General features: G+C 66.6%; 16 protein-coding genes. 8 read left to right on the forward strand and 8 right to left on the reverse strand.

Annotated features, from left to right (window positions below):
* The first annotated feature begins 87 nt into the window (after window positions 1-87).
* The 3 genes from C7446_RS09460 (at window position 88) to C7446_RS09470 (ending at window position 2,970) form a co-directional block, all read left to right on the forward strand.
* Entirely contained in the window at window positions 88-342 is a 255-nt protein-coding gene (locus C7446_RS09460) for a hypothetical protein (RefSeq protein WP_121172861.1), read from the forward strand.
* 158 nt (window positions 343-500) lie between these two features.
* Complete coding sequence (locus tag C7446_RS09465; RefSeq protein WP_121172862.1) at window positions 501-1,787, forward strand: flippase; 1,287 nt, start codon at window positions 501-503, stop codon at window positions 1,785-1,787.
* A gap of 34 nt (window positions 1,788-1,821) precedes the next feature.
* Window positions 1,822-2,970, forward strand: coding sequence for a CapA family protein (locus tag C7446_RS09470; RefSeq protein ID WP_121172863.1), 1,149 nt, complete (start codon window positions 1,822-1,824; stop codon window positions 2,968-2,970).
* Here C7446_RS09470 and yccS read toward each other — a convergent pair.
* A complete protein-coding gene (yccS, locus tag C7446_RS09475) occupies window positions 2,942-5,197 on the reverse strand; it encodes a YccS family putative transporter (protein ID WP_121172864.1) in 2,256 nt (751 codons plus the stop codon). The two genes, C7446_RS09470 and yccS, sit on opposite strands and share 29 nt — an antisense overlap.
* 159 nt (window positions 5,198-5,356) lie before the next feature.
* Between yccS and C7446_RS09480 the strand changes: the two genes are divergently transcribed.
* Entirely contained in the window at window positions 5,357-6,445 is a 1,089-nt protein-coding gene (locus C7446_RS09480) for an Lnb N-terminal periplasmic domain-containing protein (RefSeq protein WP_121172865.1), read from the forward strand.
* A gap of 27 nt (window positions 6,446-6,472) precedes the next feature.
* Here C7446_RS09480 and dgoD read toward each other — a convergent pair whose 3' ends face one another.
* The 4 genes from dgoD to C7446_RS09500 all read right to left on the reverse strand — a co-directional run bounded on the left by dgoD (window position 6,473) and on the right by C7446_RS09500 (window position 10,185).
* The gene (dgoD, locus tag C7446_RS09485; protein ID WP_121172866.1) at window positions 6,473-7,621 is read right to left on the reverse strand and encodes a galactonate dehydratase; all 1,149 of its coding nucleotides are present in this window, start codon (window positions 7,619-7,621) and stop codon (window positions 6,473-6,475) included.
* 169 nt (window positions 7,622-7,790) lie between these two features.
* Window positions 7,791-8,414, reverse strand: a complete 624-nt coding sequence (locus tag C7446_RS09490) for a 2-dehydro-3-deoxy-6-phosphogalactonate aldolase (RefSeq protein WP_342768365.1) — start codon at window positions 8,412-8,414, stop codon at window positions 7,791-7,793.
* A 26-nt stretch (window positions 8,415-8,440) separates the two neighbouring features.
* The gene (locus C7446_RS09495) at window positions 8,441-9,394 is read right to left on the reverse strand and encodes a 2-dehydro-3-deoxygalactonokinase (protein ID WP_121172868.1); all 954 of its coding nucleotides are present in this window, start codon (window positions 9,392-9,394) and stop codon (window positions 8,441-8,443) included.
* Complete coding sequence (locus C7446_RS09500; protein WP_121172869.1) at window positions 9,391-10,185, reverse strand: IclR family transcriptional regulator; 795 nt, start codon at window positions 10,183-10,185, stop codon at window positions 9,391-9,393. The genes C7446_RS09495 and C7446_RS09500 overlap by 4 nt, the downstream gene beginning before the upstream one ends.
* A 395-nt stretch (window positions 10,186-10,580) precedes the next feature.
* Here C7446_RS09500 and C7446_RS09505 point away from each other — a divergent pair, with 395 nt between their 5' ends.
* The 4 genes from C7446_RS09505 to C7446_RS09520 all read left to right on the forward strand — a co-directional run bounded on the left by C7446_RS09505 (window position 10,581) and on the right by C7446_RS09520 (window position 15,174).
* Complete coding sequence (locus C7446_RS09505; protein ID WP_211327929.1) at window positions 10,581-11,627, forward strand: TRAP transporter substrate-binding protein; 1,047 nt, start codon at window positions 10,581-10,583, stop codon at window positions 11,625-11,627.
* A gap of 81 nt (window positions 11,628-11,708) precedes the next feature.
* Window positions 11,709-12,308, forward strand: coding sequence for a TRAP transporter small permease (locus C7446_RS09510; RefSeq protein ID WP_121172871.1), 600 nt, complete (start codon window positions 11,709-11,711; stop codon window positions 12,306-12,308).
* Window positions 12,308-13,606 (forward strand): TRAP transporter large permease, encoded by a 1,299-nt coding sequence (locus C7446_RS09515; protein ID WP_121172872.1) that lies wholly within the window; start codon window positions 12,308-12,310, stop codon window positions 13,604-13,606. Before C7446_RS09510 ends, C7446_RS09515 begins: the two co-directional genes overlap by 1 nt.
* A 179-nt stretch (window positions 13,607-13,785) precedes the next feature.
* A complete protein-coding gene (locus C7446_RS09520; RefSeq protein WP_121172873.1) occupies window positions 13,786-15,174 on the forward strand; it encodes a mechanosensitive ion channel family protein in 1,389 nt (462 codons plus the stop codon).
* On the opposite strand, the gene C7446_RS09525 is transcribed toward C7446_RS09520, so the two are convergent.
* The 3 genes from C7446_RS09525 to gloA form a co-directional block, all read right to left on the reverse strand.
* The gene (locus C7446_RS09525) at window positions 15,126-15,692 is read right to left on the reverse strand and encodes a methylated-DNA--[protein]-cysteine S-methyltransferase (protein ID WP_121172874.1); all 567 of its coding nucleotides are present in this window, start codon (window positions 15,690-15,692) and stop codon (window positions 15,126-15,128) included. The two genes, C7446_RS09520 and C7446_RS09525, sit on opposite strands and share 49 nt — an antisense overlap.
* Window positions 15,689-17,161 carry a DNA-3-methyladenine glycosylase 2 gene (gene alkA / locus C7446_RS09530; RefSeq protein WP_121172875.1) on the reverse strand — a complete coding sequence of 491 codons (1,473 nt, stop codon included), beginning with the start codon at window positions 17,159-17,161 and terminating at the stop codon, window positions 15,689-15,691. The genes C7446_RS09525 and alkA overlap by 4 nt, the downstream gene beginning before the upstream one ends.
* A 76-nt stretch (window positions 17,162-17,237) precedes the next feature.
* Window positions 17,238-17,774 carry a lactoylglutathione lyase gene (gloA, locus tag C7446_RS09535; protein ID WP_121172876.1) on the reverse strand — a complete coding sequence of 179 codons (537 nt, stop codon included), beginning with the start codon at window positions 17,772-17,774 and terminating at the stop codon, window positions 17,238-17,240.
* Window positions 17,775-17,878 lie beyond the last annotated feature (104 nt).

Here is a 17,878-nt window from a genome sequence, read left to right on the forward strand (position 1 = left end):
ACATCCACCCCTGCCAGGGGTGAATCAAGCTGGCCCCCCGGGCGGCCGATGAAGCGTTTGTAACTTCATGCAACAGGCGCTTCCCTCATGAAACTCGACCGCTACCACGCCCAGGCCAACGAGCAGGAGTATCACGCGCTGCGTGCCCGCCTGCTCGAGGGCAACTACATTCACCAGATGTTTGTCCGGCTCGATCAGCTCGAGCGCGACTACCGTGAACTCCATCACGACTGCGAACAGGCCGGCGAGGTCTGGGCACGCTGCCCGCCCCGGCTCAAACAGCAGCTGCACGACTGCGGGCTGGGTGAGCTGCTCGATCGACTGGCCACACGTGCCGTCTGAGCTGCCGGCGCCCTGCCGGCCCCCTTGCCTGCCCGGGCCGACCGCCGTACATTCCTCGCCCCTGCACATCTGTACAACCGGACTTCTGGCATCATTCGGTTGTACAGGCTAGGGTCTGCTCAGCCATTTCACTTATCGGTCCGTGGTCCATTCGCAGCATGAACAGGGCGCTACTCAATACCGGCTGGATTCTCACCGAGAAGGTGATGTTTGCGCTGGCCGGCATCTTCATCAATGTCTATGTCGCCCGCTACCTGGGACCCGATGCCTTCGGTCTGATCGGCTTCTCCATGGCCATCGTGGCGCTGATCAGCCCGCTGGTGAAGCTGGGCAGCGAAAACGTGGTGTTCAACCGGCTGGTCCGCAACCAGCCCAGCGGCCTGCTGCTGCTGGAGACCTCGGGCAGGATTCGCGCCCTGCTGTTTGCCTGCATCGCCCTGCTGCTGACCGTGGGCGCGCTGTTCTACTTCGAGAGCCGCGAAGCGATCATCGTCTTCTGCATCCTGCTGTGGGGCAGCTTCTTCACCGCCAATGACATCTTCGCGGTTTTCTTCAATGCCCTGCTGAATGCCAAGTTCAACACCCTGGCCGGCAATATCGCGCTCGCCATCGGTGTGGTACTCAAGCTGGTGTTCATCAAGTTCGGCGGCAGCGTGATCTGGTTCGCCAGTGCCAACGTGGCGCAGTGGGCGGTCTCCTACGCCATCAAGTGGCGGGTCTATCGCCGTCAGACCCGCGACCGGGTGCGTGACTTCAACGGCAAGAGCCGGCGCCATACCCGCCACCTGCTGAAGGTCGGCCTGCCGCTGGCCATCTCCAGCATCTCGATTGCCATCTACACCCGCACCGATCAGATCATGCTGGGGGCGATGGTGGATCAGACCCACGTGGGCTATTACAGCGCCGCCCTGACCCTCTCCCAGGGCTGGATGTTTTTGCCCATGGCGATCATCACCTCCTACATGGTGCGCATCAACGAAGCCGCCCGGCACAACGACCCTGCGCTGTTCGATCGCAAGGTGCGCAAGCTCTTCGCCATGGTGCTGTTCATTACCCTGGGGCCGGCGATCTTCATCGGGGTGCTGAGCGAGCCGCTGGTGGAACTGCTCTACGGGGCGGACTACGCACCGGCGGCCATGGTCCTGAGCATCACCGTGATCTCGTCGGTCTTTTCCGGGCTGGGCACCGCTGCGCACAGCGTGATCACGGTGCTCGGCGGCTACGGTTTTCTGCTGCGCAAGATGATCGCGGTCAGCCTGCTCAACATCGGCCTCAACTATCTGCTGATTCCGCAGCTGGGGCTGACCGGGGCGGCGCTGTCGACGCTGTGCGCCGAGATCCTGTCGGCATTCGTGCTCAATCTGCTCTACAGCCGGGGGCGGATCTTCCGTCTGCAGCTGGAAGTACTGATGCCGCACAAACTGCGCGAGAGCCTGCGGGTATAATCGCCGCCTCATCGTTGCCTGAAAGGAATCCTGCATGCCTGAACTGTTCGTCTGCGGCGACGTGGTCAACGCCCACCATCAGGGCCAGCCCCTCTGCGATCCGGCACTGAGCGAGCAGATCCGTGCGGCCGACTACGCCATCTGCAATCTGGAGGCGCCGGTCAGCGGTCACGGCCAGCCGCTGCGCAAGTCCGGGCCGCACCTGAATCAGCCTGCCGGCGTGCTGTCACGGTTGCGCGAGGAGGGCTTCGATCTGATGCTGCTCGCCAACAACCACATCATGGATTACGGCGAGCCGGCCCTGCAGGCCACGCTGGAGGAGATTCGGCGTCTCGAGCTGGACAGCCTGGGCGCCGGACCCGATGCCGATAGCGCCTATCGGCCGCTGATCCGCCGCGTGGGTGATGTCACCGTCGGCATGCTCAACGCCTGCGAAGCCCAGTTCGGGGTACTCGATTTCAATACGCCGTCGGACCAGGCGGGTTATGCCTGGCTGAACCACCCCCGCTTCGATCGCGCCCTGCTGGCACTGAAGCGGGCGTGCGATTTCGTGCTGGTGTTCGCCCACGCCGGCATGGAGCACTACTCCATTCCCCAGCAGGAGTGGCGCGAGCGCTACCGCCATCTCTGCGCGCTGGGCGCGGATGCGGTCATCGCCTGCCATCCGCACGTGCCCCAGGGCTGGGAGCGCCACGGCGACTCGCTGATCGTCTACAGCCTGGGCAACTTCCATTTCAATTCGCTCGGTACGCAGACGGGCGATCGCCATCACAGCTACGCCCTGCGCCTGCAGCTCGAGCGCGGCGCGCCGATCGGCTTCACACCGGTCTTTCATCACAACCGCGACGGCGTGGTGGTGCTCTCCGAGGAGACCGAGCGCATCGACCTCGACGAGCTCTGCCGGCAGCTCAATGCCGATGAGTATCAGCGGCGTCACGAGGCCATGAGCCTCGAAGTCTATCGCACCGTCATCCGCGGCCAGCTCACCCGCTCGCTGCTGGCCCTGCCCAGCGACGGCACCCTGCGTGGCACCCTGAAGGAGACAGCCGCCACCCTGCTGGGCCGGCGGCGCGGCTTCGATCGCACCACCCAGCAGCTGCACCTGACCCGCAACGAGACGTACTACTACGCCACCCGCCACGCACTGGAGCTGCTCAGCCGCTCCGGCCAGCCTGCCCGCTGACCGCCGTGGCCCGGGTAGTGCCGGTACCGCTATCGGTCAGCCGGCCGGCGGCTTCGGCCAGCGGCGTGATCTGACGGCAGATCAGCGCCAGCTGGGTGGGCACCAGCCGATCGCCCTCGTCGCTCGTCTCGGGCTGCGGCTCCAGCGACGCTGCCACCGCCTCCGGGGCCGGTTCGAAGGGGGCGATCGCCGTGCGCTCGCTCAGCGCCCGGGCGATACGGTCGAGATAGCCGATCAGCTGCTCGTAGGCGTACGCCACCGCCGGATCATCGGGATGATCGGCCTCGTGCCGCTGCAGATTGCGCCGATGCGCCCCCAGCGCCGAGAGATGGCCGAGAATGGTGTGGGCAATCACCAGAAAGCGGAAGCCGTCATCAGCGCCGCGCCGATAGGGGGCCGGTTCGAGCAGCATGTTGGAGAGCAGCGTGGAGAAGGCCGCATCGGCATTGTGCGCGTTGCGCCGCGCCAGCCGATAGGCAAGATCATCACGCTTGCCGGTCTGATACTGGCGGCGGATCTCGCGCAGATAGTCGCGACTGGCGCTGACCGTGGCCGCCGCCTCGCGGTTGAGCCTTCGCCCCTGCCAGTCCGGCAGGATCAGCACCACCGCCAGCCCCGCGATCAGCGCCCCCAGCAGGGTATCGATCAGCCGCGGCAGGATCAGCCCGAAGCCGTTGCCCACCTGGTTGAAGCAGCACAGCACCATCAGCGTGATCGCCGCGGTGGCCAGCGTATAGCGGGTGGTGCGGTTGGCGAAGAACAGCACCCCCGCCAGCACCGCGATCATCGACTGCACCAGCGGTTGCGGAAACAGCGTGATCAGCGCCCAGCCGGCCACCAGCCCGCCCACGGTGCCGAGGATGCGCTGGCGCAGGAAGCGGTGGGTCGCACCAAAGCTGGGCCGGCAGACGAACAGCGTGGTCAGCAGGATCCAGTACCCCTGTACCGGATGTACCAGCCTGAGCACGCCATAGCCCACCATCAGCGCCGTCGACAGGCGCAGGGCGTGGCGCAGGATCGGTGAACGCAGCCGCAGGTGGCCGCGGACCCGCTGCCAGGCGTCGCGCGGCCCGCTGGGGGTGCGATCGAACAGGCTGCGATCCCCCTCGGCGGGAATCACTTCCGGGTTGTAGGCCCCGCCCAGCTGGCGCTCCAGCGCGGTGAGGTTGATCAGAAGCGCATTCAGCGAGCGCAGCAGCCGTTGCCGTTCGGGGGTGTCCGGCTGCCCGTGAGCGTGCAGATGATCAAGCGAGGCGCGCAGGTCCTCGAGCGCCTGCTCGCTCTCATGATGGTCGAAGGCGCGGCGCAGCAGCAGCGCCCGGCTCAGGGTCTGACAGGCCCGGCCCTGCTGGTGCAGCAGGCGCTGACAGCGGAACAGCACGTCGCTGTGATAGAAGTGCTCGATCAGTGCCCCGTAGGGGTAGTGGGTCGAGCTGGCCCGCTCGTGAATGTCCTGGGCGATGAAGTACAGCCGCAGATAGCGATCAAGGCGTCGGCCGCTGCGCTGGCCGTCGATACGGCTGAAGATCATCTCCTTGGTCTGGTTGAGGGCCTCGACCACCCGCCCGTTCTGGCGCAGCAGCGCCACCCGGCGCTGCTCGATGTCGACTCCGCGGATCGGCTCGAACAGGGCCGACTTGAGCCTCAGGTAGTCGCCGAGCTCGCTCAGCAGGGTGGCCAGGCTCTGTCGGACCGGCTGGTGGGTGAACAGCGCATGCCAGAGCACCGACAGCAGCCCGTACCAGGCCGCGCCGCTCACCAGCAGCGCCGGACCGTGCCAGAGGTTGTCCGGCGGCACCCCGCCACGATGCTCGAGACTGATCATGGTGTACACCGACAGGATCAGCGTGGCCGAGGCGATGGTGGCATAGCGCTGGCCGATCGCTCCCAGCATGATCAGCATGAAGCTCGACGCGCCCAGCGACACCGCAAACAGCCACGGCCACTCGAACAGCAGCTCGACCGAGAGCGCCGCCACCGAAAAGCACACCAGCGTCACCAGCAGCGCCAGCAGCCGCCCCTGCCAGCTGTCGTCGGTCTCGGCCAGGGCACTGGCGATGATCCCCAGAAAGAGCGGGATCATTACCTGCATGTCATCCTGCCACCAGCTCCACAGCATCGCCCCCGAGAGCGCGATGAACACCCGAAAGCTGTAGGCGAAACGATCCAGCGCCCACAGTCGGCGCAGCGACAGACTCAGGGCGGCGGGAAACTCGGACGATGACATGAAGCACTCGCTGATCGACGGGTTCGGCCAGGATGCCACACTCCCGGCCGCTCGCAAACATTCCAGCGGGATCACGCCAGGGCGCCGCGACCACCGCCCGGCTCGCCGAGCCCCGACACGACTGGCATGATGGCAGCCTCTGTCACGGAACCTGTCTTCATGCCACGGCTCTCTTTACCCACGCTGCTGACCGCCTCGGCGCGCCTGCTGCTGCTGCCGGTGGTGGCCGTCGCGACTGCCTGGGGTGGCGGCGCCCTCTGGTTCCAGCTGCCCGGACCCGCCCCGCTGCGCGAGCTCGTGATCGCCCTCTGGGGCACGCTTGCGCTGCTGCTGGCAATCGCCCTCTGCTGCCCCCGCATGAGACGCCTGCGCCGCTGGAGCCTGGCCGGCTACCTGCTCGCACTGGCGGCCCTGCTCGGCTGGTGGCAGACCCTCACGCCGCGCAACGACCGCGACTGGGCGCCGGATGTGGCCCGTCAGCTCGCCTTCGAGCGTCACGGCTCGCAGGTCACGCTTTACAACGTGCGCAACTTCGAGTGGCGCGCAACCGGCGGCTTCACGCCGCACTGGGAGACGCGGGAGTACGATCTCGATCAGCTGCGCTCGGTGGACATGCTGGTGTCGTACTGGATGGGGCCGGCGATCGCCCATACGCTGGTGAGCTTCGGCTTCAGCGATGGCCGCTACCTGACCTTTTCGGTGGAGATTCGCCGCGAGCGCGGCGAGGCCTTTTCAACCTTCGGCGGGTTCTTCAGGCAGTTCGAGGTGAGCCTGATCGCCGCCGACGAGCGCGACATCGTGCGTACCCGCACCAACGTGCGCCATGAAGCGGTGTATCTCTATCGGGTCGGGCTGTCGCGGCCGGCGATGCGCCAGCTGCTGCTGGCCTATCTCGATACCGCCCGGGCGCTGCGCAGCGAGCCGGCGTTCTACAACACCCTGACCAGCAACTGCACCACCCTGGTGTTCGACATGCTCAGACCGATCGTGCCGGGCCTGCCGCTGGACTATCGGCTGCTGCTGTCGGGCTATCTGCCGGACTATGCTTACGATCTCGGCGGGCTGGATGACTCACGTTCGCTTGAGACCCTGCGCCGGCTCGGCCACATCAATGCCCGGGCGCGCGCCTCGGACATCGACGGTCACGCTGCGGCGGACTTCTCCCGCGCCATCCGCCGCGGCGTGCCGGCTGCCGACGGTACGCTGATCGCACCGCCGGCCCCCGGGGACCCGGCCACTGCACCATGATGGCCGCCGGCCATCAGTCGCGCCGGCTCACCACTCGGCGAAGCTGCCATCGCGATGACGCCACACCGGATTGCGCCAGCGGTGACCGACCTCGGCGCGCTCGCGCACATAGGCTTCGTTGATCTCGACCCCCAGTCCGGGCCCCTGCGGGATCTTCACGTAGCCGTCGCTGTAGTCGAAGACTTCCGGATTGTTGACGTAGTCGAGCAGATCGTTGCTCTGGTTGTAGTGAATCCCCAGGCTCTGCTCCTGGATGAAGGCGTTGTAGCAGTTGGCATCAAGCTGCAGGTTGACCGCCAGCGCGATCGGCCCCAGCGGACAGTGCAGCGCCAGCGCGGTATCGTACGCCTCCGCCATCGAGGCGATCTTGCGGGTCTCGGTAATGCCGCCGGAGTGCGAGGGATCGGGCTGGATGATGTCGACATAACCGCCGGCCAGCACCTGCTTGAAGTCCCAGCGCGAGAACAGCCGCTCGCCCAGCGCGATCGGCGTATTGCACTGCGGCGCCAGCTCCTTCAGCGCCTCGTAGTGCTCGCTGAGCACCGGCTCCTCGATGAACATCAGCCGGTAGGGTTCGAGCTCCTTCATCAGCACCTTCGCCATCGGCTTGTGGACCCGGCCGTGGAAATCCACCCCGATGCCGAAGTTGGGCCCCAGGGCCTCGCGGATCGCCGCAACGTTCTCGATCACGCCATCGACCTTCCGGTAGGAGTCGATGAACTGCATCTCCTCGCTGGCGTTCATCTTGATCGCGGAGAAGCCGAGCTCGGCGCGCTCCTTCGCGGCACCGGCAACATCGCCCGGGCGGTCGCCGCCGATCCAGGAGTAGACGCGGATACTGTCGCGCACCGCCCCGCCGAGCAGCTCGTGCACCGGCACGCCCAGCGCCTTGCCCTTGATGTCCCACAGCGCCTGGTCGATGCCCGCCAGCGCACTCATGTGGATCGCGCCGCCGCGGTAGAAGCCACCGCGATAGAGCACCGTCCAGTGATCCTCGATGTGGCGCGGGTCCTTGCCGACCAGATAGTCGGAGAGCTCGTCGACCGCCGCCGCCACGGTATGCGCGCGGCCCTCGACCACCGGCTCGCCCCAGCCGGTGATGCCCTCGTCGGTTTCGATCTTCAGAAAGCACCAGCGCGGCGGCACGATGAAGGTTTCCAGGCGGGTGATTTTCATAAGGCAAATCCCGGATGACGTGATTGGAAAAGGTAACTGCTCAACCCAATGGCAGGAGGCAGATTGCAGCAAGGGTCTTTCGCCATGAATGGCGAAAGTAGCGTCCACGGATGGATTAACAGCGCCCTTGCGTAAATCTGCCTCCGATACGAGCGCAACGCATGTTGATCTACCCGAGCGAGCGCCAGGCGTCGGCAAACCGCTCGGCATTGGTGCGCACTTCCTCGACACTGCGCCCGGCCTTGTAGAGCGACGACCCCAGCCCGAAGCCGCTGGCACCAGCATCGACGAATTCCTGCATATTGTCCGGCGTCACGCCACCCACCGGCATCAGCAGCGTCTGCGGCGGGAACACCGCCCGCCAGGCCTTGACCACCTGCGGGCCCAGCTGCTCGGCGGGGAACAGCTTCAGCCCGTGGGCGCCGGCATTGAGCGCGGCAAAGCCTTCGGTCGGCGTGGCCACGCCGGGTGAGCTGACCAGGCCGGCCTCGACGGTGGCCTCGATCACCCGGGGATCGCCGTGCGGCGAGACGATCAGCCGGCCGCCGGCCTCGCCGACCTCGCTGACCTGGGCCGGGTCGAGCACGGTACCGGCCCCGACCAGCGCCCGCTCGCCCAGTCGCGCGCTCAGCCTGCGAATGCTCTCCAGCGGCCGGGGCGAATTGAGCGGGATCTCCATCACCCGGAACCCGGCCTCGAACAGCGCATCGCCGATCGGCTCGATCTCCTCGGGGGTCACGCCGCGCAGAATGGCGATCAGCGGCAGCTCCTGCAGATAGTGCTCGAACATCATGATGCTCCTCAGGATGCTTCTGGTAATCAGTGCCCGCGGTCGCTCACCAGCCCCGCGGTATGGGCAATGCGCCACAACCCGGCGATGCCGGCGTCCGCCATCGGCTGAACATCGTCGATGCCGAATCGCGCCAGCGCCAGCCGGTAGCGCCGGCAGAGGCTGTCGTCTCCGATCAGCATCAGCGGCGGGCAGCTGTCGCGCCCGACCAGCACGCTGCGCAGCTCCTCGCCGATCAGCAGCCCCGAGAGATACTCCAGCGAGTGCTCGACGGCGAGTTCACCGGCCAGCACTCGGCTGCGCACCGAGAACAGCGCGCCGCTGATCCCGGCGGCGCCGCACTGCCGGGCGACATCCAGACCGTCACCAAAGGCCGCCTCGCTGGCCTCGGTAGCGACCTCCCGGGCCGGGCGGCCGAGAATGGAGTGCTCGCGCAGCACGGCGAAGAGCTCGCCGGTCATGTGGGTGGTGAAATCGGTGATCCGGCCGTCGCGCACCGTCACCCACTTGCAGTGGGTACCCGGCATGACCAGCAGGGCCTCGTCACGCAGCGCCGGCTGACGTTCGAGCGCGCCCAGCACCTGGGTCTCCTCGCCACGCATCACGTTGGGCAGGGTCGCGGTGGCACCATTCGAGTGCTGCATGATGCCCGGCACCAGCGTCAGCGGCCCGGTGCCGGTATCGAACTCGACCAGCCCTTCGGCAAGCTGTTCCGGGGCGGCCGGACAGTCGACATAGGGCACTTCGCGCCAGCCACCCCGGCTGCCGATCATGCCGCAGGCCAGCGCCGGCAGTGCGGGGTACTGCGTACGCCAGCCACCGGCGATGCGCCGCCAGGCACCGGCGAAGTCACCATCGGGCAGCTGTTGAATGCCCCACGGCTCGGCGCGGCTTTCGAGAATGTCACCCTGATCATCCAGCAGCCAGGCACGCAGCGATGAGGTGCCCCAGTCCGCGGCGATCAGTCGGGGTTGCCTGCTCATGAGTCTCTCCAGCCGAGTTCACGGGACAGTTGCTCTGCGGCAGCACTGACCTCGGGTGCGAGTGCTGCCAGACGGGATTCGGGCATCCACGGCGAGGCGCTGGCCACGCTGAGGGCAGCGACGATATCGCCACCGGCATCGCGTACCGGCGCCGCCACGCAGCGAATGCCCAGTTCATTGTCCTCGAGATCAAACACCACGCCGCGCCGGGCGTAGTCGTGCAGGCGCGCACGGTACGCCGGCCACTCGGGCGGAGCATGCGCCGGGGTGACCGCGGCATCGCCGGACGCAGTGCGCTCGGTCAGCGCGCGCTCGAACAGCCGCTGCCACTCCGCCTCCGGCAGTGCCAGCATCAGCGCCCGCCCTACGCCGGTAAGCGCCAGCGGCATGCGCAGGCCGATCCGCGAGCGCATCTCCAGCCCGCGCGAGCCGGCCACCTTGTCAAGGTAGAGCACATCGTCGCCTTCGCGAATGCCGAGGTGGACGGTATCGCCGCACCGTTCGGCCAGCTGCGCCAGCACCGGCCGGGCCAGTGCGGAGAGCGGGCTCTGCTCGCGGGCCCGGGCGCCGAGGCCGATCAGATGGCTGCCCAGCCGGTAGCCGTCCGCGCCCTGACGCAGATAGCCGGTGCTGACCAGCGCACCCACCAGCCGATGGGTGGTACTGCGCGAGCAGCCGATGCGTTCGCCGATCGCGGCCAGCGAGGTGCTGCCCTCGGCCACCGCCTCGATGACGGCAAGGCCGCGCATCAGCGCCTGGGTGCCCGCAGGCGTTGCTGAGGTATCGTTCATGGCCGCAGTATACGCCGTTCAGGCCACTGTCCCAATATGCAAGATCGCATCCCACCATATGGGACAGGTAGAAACCGCTTCAGGATTCGGCGGGGCGGACTGCCCGGTCACCGCCCCTGCCGGCCGCGTACGATGGCGCGCTGCTTGCGCCCTGTTCACCCTGTTGCGTGTTTGCGGTTGACCGAACCTGCCATGCAGCCAAAGTCCAGGGCGCCGGGCACGCCGCTGCAGGGCCCGCCAGCACTGTCTCGCAGCAGCCGGTCCGGCACTCCCAGACTAAAGTCGCCATGGACAGACAGCGCACAGGCGCCTTATCAAGGAGTGGCTAGATGAATGACATCATATAACCGAGCCACCGGTGGGCGCTGTTCACCGGATAACGCGGGAGTGTTTTCATGAGTTCTGCCAGAACGGGCCGGCGCCCTCAGCCCCTTCGGTCTCGCCTTACCCCTCTTGCCCTGACCGCGGTCGGGCTGATGTCGGGTCTGCTGTCATCGCAGGCGCTGGCGGTCGACAGTGTCACCCTGCGAGTGGGCCACGCCCTCAACGAGGATCACGTGGTCGCGCGCTCCTACCGCCACATGGCCGATGAGCTCGAACAGCTCTCCGATGGCAGCATGCATCTGCGCATCTTCCCCAACGGTCAGATGGGCAGTACCCAGGACATGCTGGGTCAGATGCAGAATGGCGCGCTGGATCTGGTGCACGCCTCGGCGAGCAATCTCGAAAGCTTCGACGACATCTATTCGGTGTTCAATCTGCCCTATCTGTTCCCCTCCCAGGCCGACTTCAAGAAGGTGGTCTTCGGCCCGATCGGCGAAGAGATCATGCAGTCCACGCGGGAGAAGGGCTTTTTTGCCATCGGCGCCTATGTGGCCGGCTATCGCAGCTTCTACGCCAGCAAGCCGATCCGCACCCCGGCCGATCTCGAGGGCATGAAGATCCGCGTCCAGTCCTCGCCGACCACCATCAGGATGATCAAGCTGATGGGCGGCTCCCCCACGCCGATCGCCTTCAGCGAGGTCTACAGCGCACTGCAGCAGGGCGTGGTCGATGGCGCCGAGAACAACGTGCCGTCCTATGTACAGACCCGCCATGCCGAGCTCGCCAGGTATTTCTCCGAGGATCAGCACACCTCGGTACCGGACTTCCTGACCATTGCCACCTCGACCTGGAACCGGCTCAGCGACGAGCAGCAGCAGATCCTGCAAAAGGCAGTGGCAGACTCCGAAGCGTATCAGCAGAAGCTGTGGGACAAGGTCAACCAGCAGGCCCGCGAGCAGGCGAAGGAGATGGGCGCACAGTTCATCGAGGTCGACAAGGACGCCTTCCGCAAGGCCGTCCAGCCGCTCTACGAGGAGTACCGGCAGCAGTCCGGACATGCCGAACTGCTCGAGCGGATTCGCGATGCCGAACAGGATGATGATCAGCCGCAGGGCTGATCCACCCTGCGGGGTTCGGGTCGGGTCGGTGAGCCGATCCGGCCCGGTGTCGTTCATGTGTCGTCAGCCCGAGAGACTGCCATGAGTCTTGCTACCTTCAAGAAACCCGTCGATGCCGTGATCGCCACCCTCACCGTGACCGTCATGGTCGCGCTGGTGGGCTGCGTGGTCTGGCAGGTCTTCAGCCGCTACGTGCTCAGCGAACCCAGCACCATCACCGACGAGCTGGCCCGCTACGCGATGATCTGGGTGGGGCTGCTGGGGGCGGCCTATACCGTGGGGCTGCAGCAGCACCTGGCCATCGACCTGATCACCGACGCCATGGGTGCCCGGGACCGGGCGGCGATGGGCGTGCTGATCAATGCCGTGGTGGTGGCCTTCGCACTGCTGGTGATCACTCGCGGCGGGCTCGGCCTGATCGACAAGTCGCTGGCCTCCGGTCAGCTCTCGCCGGCCATGCGCATCCCCATGGGCTATGTCTACTTCGTGCTGCCGATCAGTGGCGTGGTGATGAGCTACTACTGCGCTCTGTTCTGCATCGGTCACCTGATCGACCTGTGCCGGCCCGATCGCCATCGCGTGGCCGGTCTCGCCTCATCGGCCGAGCACTACGAGACGGTAGCCGCGCAAGCGGCTGCGACCGGCCCGGCGACTCTCGATGAGCAGGAGGAGCGGCGCTGATGGATGCCTCGATGCTGACCATGTTCGGCAGCTTCTTCCTGCTGATCTTCCTGGGTGTACCGGTGGCCTTCTCGATCGGCATTGCCACCGTGATCACCATGCTGCTGACCTTTCCGTTCGATGTCGCGGTGTCGATCGTGGCCCAGCGCATGGCCACCGGGCTGGACAGCTTCACGCTGCTGGCGATCCCGTTCTTCATTCTCGCCGGTACGCTGATGAGCAGCGGCGGCATCGCCCGACGGCTGATCGACTTCGCCCAGGTACTGGTCGGCCGGCTGCCGGGCTCGCTGTCGCACGTCAACATCATGTCCAACATGATGTTCGGCGCCATCTCCGGCTCGGCGGTGGCGGCAGCCGCGGCCGTCGGCGGCACCCTGGGGCCGATCCAGCAGCGCGAGGGCTACCCGGCGCCCTACTCCACCGCCGTCAATGTCTCCTCCTGCGTGACCGGACTGCTGATTCCCCCCTCCAACGTGCTGATCGTCTATTCGCTGACCTCGGGCGGGGTGTCGATCGCCACCCTGTTCATGGCCGGCTACATCCCCGGCATCCTGATGGGGCTGGGGCTGATGCTGACCGGCGGCATCATCGCCAGACGGCGCGGCTACCCGACCGCCGAGCGGCCGACGCTGAAGCAGGCGGTGCAGGCGTTTCTGCGCGCCATCCCCAGCCTGATGATGATCGTGGTGGTGATCGGCGGCATTCTCGGCGGCGTGTTCACCGCCACTGAGGCCTCGGCCATCGCGGTGGTCTATACCTTCGTGCTGTCGGTACTGATCTATCGCGAGGTGACCTTCCGCCAGCTGCCGAAGCTGATTCTGGAGTCGGTGGTGATGTCCTCGGTGGTACTGCTGCTGATCGGGCTGTCGGTGAGCATGTCGTGGGCGATGAATGTCTCCGGCATCCCGCAGGCGATCAGCGATACCCTGCTGTCGGTGTCCAGCAACCCCATCGTGATCCTGCTGATGATCAATCTGGCGCTGCTGATCGTCGGCATCTTCATGGACATGACCCCGGCGGTGCTGATCTTTACCCCGATCTTTCTGCCGATCGCCACCCAGCTCGGCATCGACCCGGTGCACTTCGGCATCATGATGGTGTTCAACCTCTGCATCGGGCTGCTGACGCCGCCGGTGGGCAGCGCGCTGTTTGTCGGCTGTTCGGTCTCGGGGGTCAAGCTGCAGCATCTGCTCAGACCGCTGCTGCCGTTCTACGCCGTGCTGGTGCTGGTGCTGCTGGCGGTAACCTTCATTCCGGCCCTTTCGCTGGGCCTGCCGCACCTGTTCGAGCTGAAGTAATCCCCCGCCCCGCGCCGCCCGCTGCCGGGCGGCGCTGTTGTCACCCTGGCCACTGGTCTTAGCCGGTTGCGCGACACTTTCCTGCCTGCGACCAGGGTTTGACAGCAGCCGCAGCTCCCGCCATCACTTGTATCAGGTCCTGCCGATCGGCGGCATTCACGCACAGTCGAGGCCCCTGCATGCGCGAGACACTGATGAGCTGGCCTACCCAGCTGCCCGGCTGGGTGCTGGCCGGCGGCGTCCTGGCCCTGACCGTGGCCCTCCATGCCCTGCTGGGCTATCTGCACCTTCGCCTGCGCCGGCTGGCGCAGGGCAGGCTGCACCCGCTCAATGTCGCGGCCATTGCCGTGCACCCGCCGCTGGTGGCCGGTGTCTGGCTCTACGGGCTGGCGATCACCCTCTGGCATCTGATTCCGGATGGCGTGGCATGGCATCCGGCGATCATGACGCTGGCCAATGCCGCCGCCCTGCTCGGGGTATGGCTGGTGATTCGCGTGTCGCGCCGGCTGATCGCGGTAATGGATCGCTGGTCCGGACAGCGCGAGCACCGTTTCGAACGCTACCTCGTGCCCTTTCTGGTGCGCTGCGTGGCGGCGCTGGCGCCGGTGCTGCTGCTGTTTTCGCTGCTGCCGCTGTTCATTACCTCCACGCGCATCGATGCCGTGCTGCACAACATCACCAGTCTGCTGCTGATTGCCAGCATCGCCGCGGTCATGGTGCATGGCGTCAACGTGACCGAACGGCTTTTGAGCGAGCGCTATCGCATCGATGTGGCCGACAACCTGGTGGCTCGCAAGGTACATACCCAGATCGCCGTGCTGCGCAAGCTGGTCAACTTCATCATCATCCTGCTGGCGCTGGCCTCGATGCTGATGGTGTTCGACAAGGTCCGCCAGCTCGGCGCCAGCATCCTGGCCTCGGCGGGGATTCTGGGCGTGGTACTGGGCTTCGCTGCCCAGAAGGTCATCGGCAACCTGATTGCCGGCATCCAGATCGCCCTCACCCAGCCGATCCAGCTCGACGATGCCGTGGTGGTCGAGGGGGAGTGGGGCTGGGTGGAAGAGCTCACCCTCACCTATGTGGTGGTGCGGCTGTGGGACTGGCGGCGGCTGGTGCTGCCGATCAACTACTTCATCGATCATCCGTTCGAGAACTGGACCCGGCGCACCAGCGATCTGATCGGCACCGTGATGCTCTACGCCGACTACTACCTGCCGCTCGACACCCTGCAAGAGGAGGCCGAGCGCATCGCCGAGGCCTCACCGCTGTGGAACGGCAAGGTCTGCAAGGTGCAGCTGCTGGAGATGACCGAACGCAACATGCAGCTACGCGTTCTGGTCAGCGCCACCGGTGGCCCCGACACCTTCGATCTGCGCTGCGAGATGCGCGAGGGTCTGATCCGCTTCATTGCCGGGCACTACCCCGATGCGCTGCCGCGGGTGCGCCTTGATCTGCCACCACAGGGCAGCGCCGGCGCGCCGGCCGAGCGCGGGCACCCGGACAGCGAAGAGGAGTCGACCTACGGCGTGCCGGAACGCAGCAGCTCGCCCTCCTCCTCGGATGCCTGAACGCGGGTTACTCCGGTGTCGGCGGGCAGCCCGACGCCCTCCAGCGTCAGCAGCGCGCGCTTGCGCTCGAGCCCGCCGGCATAGCCGCCCAGCCTGCCCGAGCCGGCCAGCACCCGGTGGCAGGGCACGATGATCGACAGCGGATTGCGTCCTACCGCACCGCCCACGGCGCGGGCGTGGCCGGGCGAGAGCGAGAGCTGCTCGGCGAGCATTCCGTAGGCGGTCACCGTGCCCCACGGGATGGCCCGCAGTGCCTGCCAGACCCGTTGCTGGAACGCCGTACCGGGCGGCGCCAGCGGCAGCTCGAATTCGAACCGTTCACCGCTGAAATAGGCCGCAAGCTGCTCCGCGGCGTGCCGGATCACCGGCGACCGGCTGGCACCGACCGGCTCGGAGGGCTGCGTCAGGGCCGGAAAGTGGCGCTGACCGACAAGGAACACACCGCTCAGCTGCTCATGCTCGTCGGCCCGCAGCACGATCTCACCCAGCGGGCTTTCCATGCTGGCGTAATGCGTCATGATGGGGTGACCTCCTCATGTGATGGTGTTGTCACCGGTCGATCCTCACCTTCCCACAGCCGGATCGCGGCATAGGCGCGCCAGGGCGACCAGCGATGGCTGTACTGCTCGAGCGCCCTGGCGCTCTCCAGCCCCAGCCGCTTTTTGAGCACGGCATCGCCGGCGGGAAAGGCATCGGGCCAGGCCAGTGCCCGCATGGCAATGTACTGCACGGTCCATTCACCGATACCGCGAATCGCCCGCAGCGCCGGCAGTACCTCAGCCGGGTGCATCAGCGGCGCCAGGCTCACTCGCTGAGCGACGATCTCACACGCCAGTGCAATGATCGCCTCGGCCCGCTGACGCAGCAGCCCCACCGCGATCAGTGCTTCCGGCGCCAGCCCGGCAATCCGCGAGGCCTGCGGAAAGGTGACACTCAGGCCAGCCGGAGCGCCCGCCACCGGCTCACCGAACTGCTCGACCAGCCGCGAGAGCAGGCGCCGTGCCTGCGTGACGCGAATCTGCTGACCGGCGATCGCCCGCACCGCCATTTCGAAACCGTCAAACGCACCCGGCACCCTGATGCCCGGCCGGTCAGCCGCCAGTTCGCCCAGGTGGGCATCGATGAGCTCCGGGGAACAGTCCAGATCAAACAGCCGGCGCACGCGGGACAAGACCCCGGCGACGACTGGGTACAGGCTCGCCGGCAGGGTCACGCTCAGCGCATGACGCTCGGGCACATGGCTCACCCTTACCCAGCCATGATGCCACTGCCCCCGGCGCTCGATCGCGACCGTGCGGGCGTAGCACTCCCCTTCGATGCTCTCCACCCCTTCGATGGCGCGCGACGCCAGAAAGGCCAACAGGGCCGACCAGCACAGCGGCGGACGATAGGCGAGTTCGATACACAGTGGCGCGCCGGCGTCACTGCCGCCGGTCCGGCGCAGGGCACTCGGCGTCAGCCCGTAGCCCTGGCGAAACAGGGCATTGAAGCGTCGTTGACTGCCGAAGCCGGCGGCCAGTGACAGCTCGGTCATCGGCAGCCGGGTTTCGGTCAGCAGGCGTTTGGCCAGCAGCAGCCGGCGGGTCTGCACGAAGCGGCGGATACTCACCCCGAAATGGGCTTCGAAGATCCGGCGCAGGTGGCGATCGCTGACCCCGATGCGGCCTGCCAGCGCAGCCATCGGGGCCTCATCGAGAAAACCGCTCTCGATCAGCGCGGCCGCCGACTGCGCCAGCCGCGCCGACATGTCCGTCATCGCCAGCCCCGGTGCCCGTTCGGGACGACAGCGCAGGCAGGGCCGAAACCCGGCCTGCTCGGCAGCAGCGCTGTGAGCAAAGAAGCGGCAGTTCTCCCGGCGCGGCTGGCGCACCCGGCAGACCGGCCGGCAGTAGATGCCGGTGGTCGTCACCCCGGTGAAGAACCAGCCGTCGAAGCGGCGGTCACGGGAGAGCATGGCCTGATAGCAGGTTTCGAAATCGAGGTTCATGCCGCTACTCTAGGCTGCCACCGGCGGTAGCGCTCGCCGGATTCGGACATGTGAGCGCCCCGCTCCGGTGATCGGCTCAGCGCCCCAGGCCGGCAGTGAGCTCGGGCTGAACGATCTCGATCCAGTAACCGTCGGGGTCCTTCACAAAGGCAATGTCGGGCATCTTCCCCGAGCCCGGCCGCTTGACGAACTCCACGCCCATGTCCTCGAACCAGGTCGTGGCACTCTCCAGGTTGGGCACGCTGAAGCAGATGTGGCCGAAGCCCTGGGGCGCGTCGTTGCCGTTGTGATAGGCGAAATCGGGATCGTCCTCGGTGCCCCAGTTGTGGGTCAGCTCCAGCAGCCCGCGCTGGCTGAAGGTCCAGACCGTCCGCTCGTCCGGATCCTCCGGCACGCTGTCTTCCGGCAGCAGCCGGGTGAGGAAGTAGAGCGTGAACTGCATCTCGGGGAATTCGAGCTTGCGCAGCAGCCGCATGCCGAACACATGGGTATAGAAATAGAGCGAGCGCTCCGGGTCCTTCACCCGCAGCATGGAGTGGTTGAGGGTAAAGCCGGCCGCCGCATCGGGCGACTGTTCGGCCACGCCGGGGGCGTTTTCGGTAAAGGTCGACATTGCAGACTCCCTGTTCTGGAACTGGAATCTGCAAGGGTAGACGATCCGAAGGCCGATGACTGCCCCCGCCGCCCCCGGTGACGGCCCGCCACCACTGGACGCCG

This window comes from Kushneria sinocarnis, assembly GCF_003633775.1.
GTDB classification, from domain to species: Bacteria; Pseudomonadota; Gammaproteobacteria; order Pseudomonadales; family Halomonadaceae; genus Kushneria; species Kushneria sinocarnis.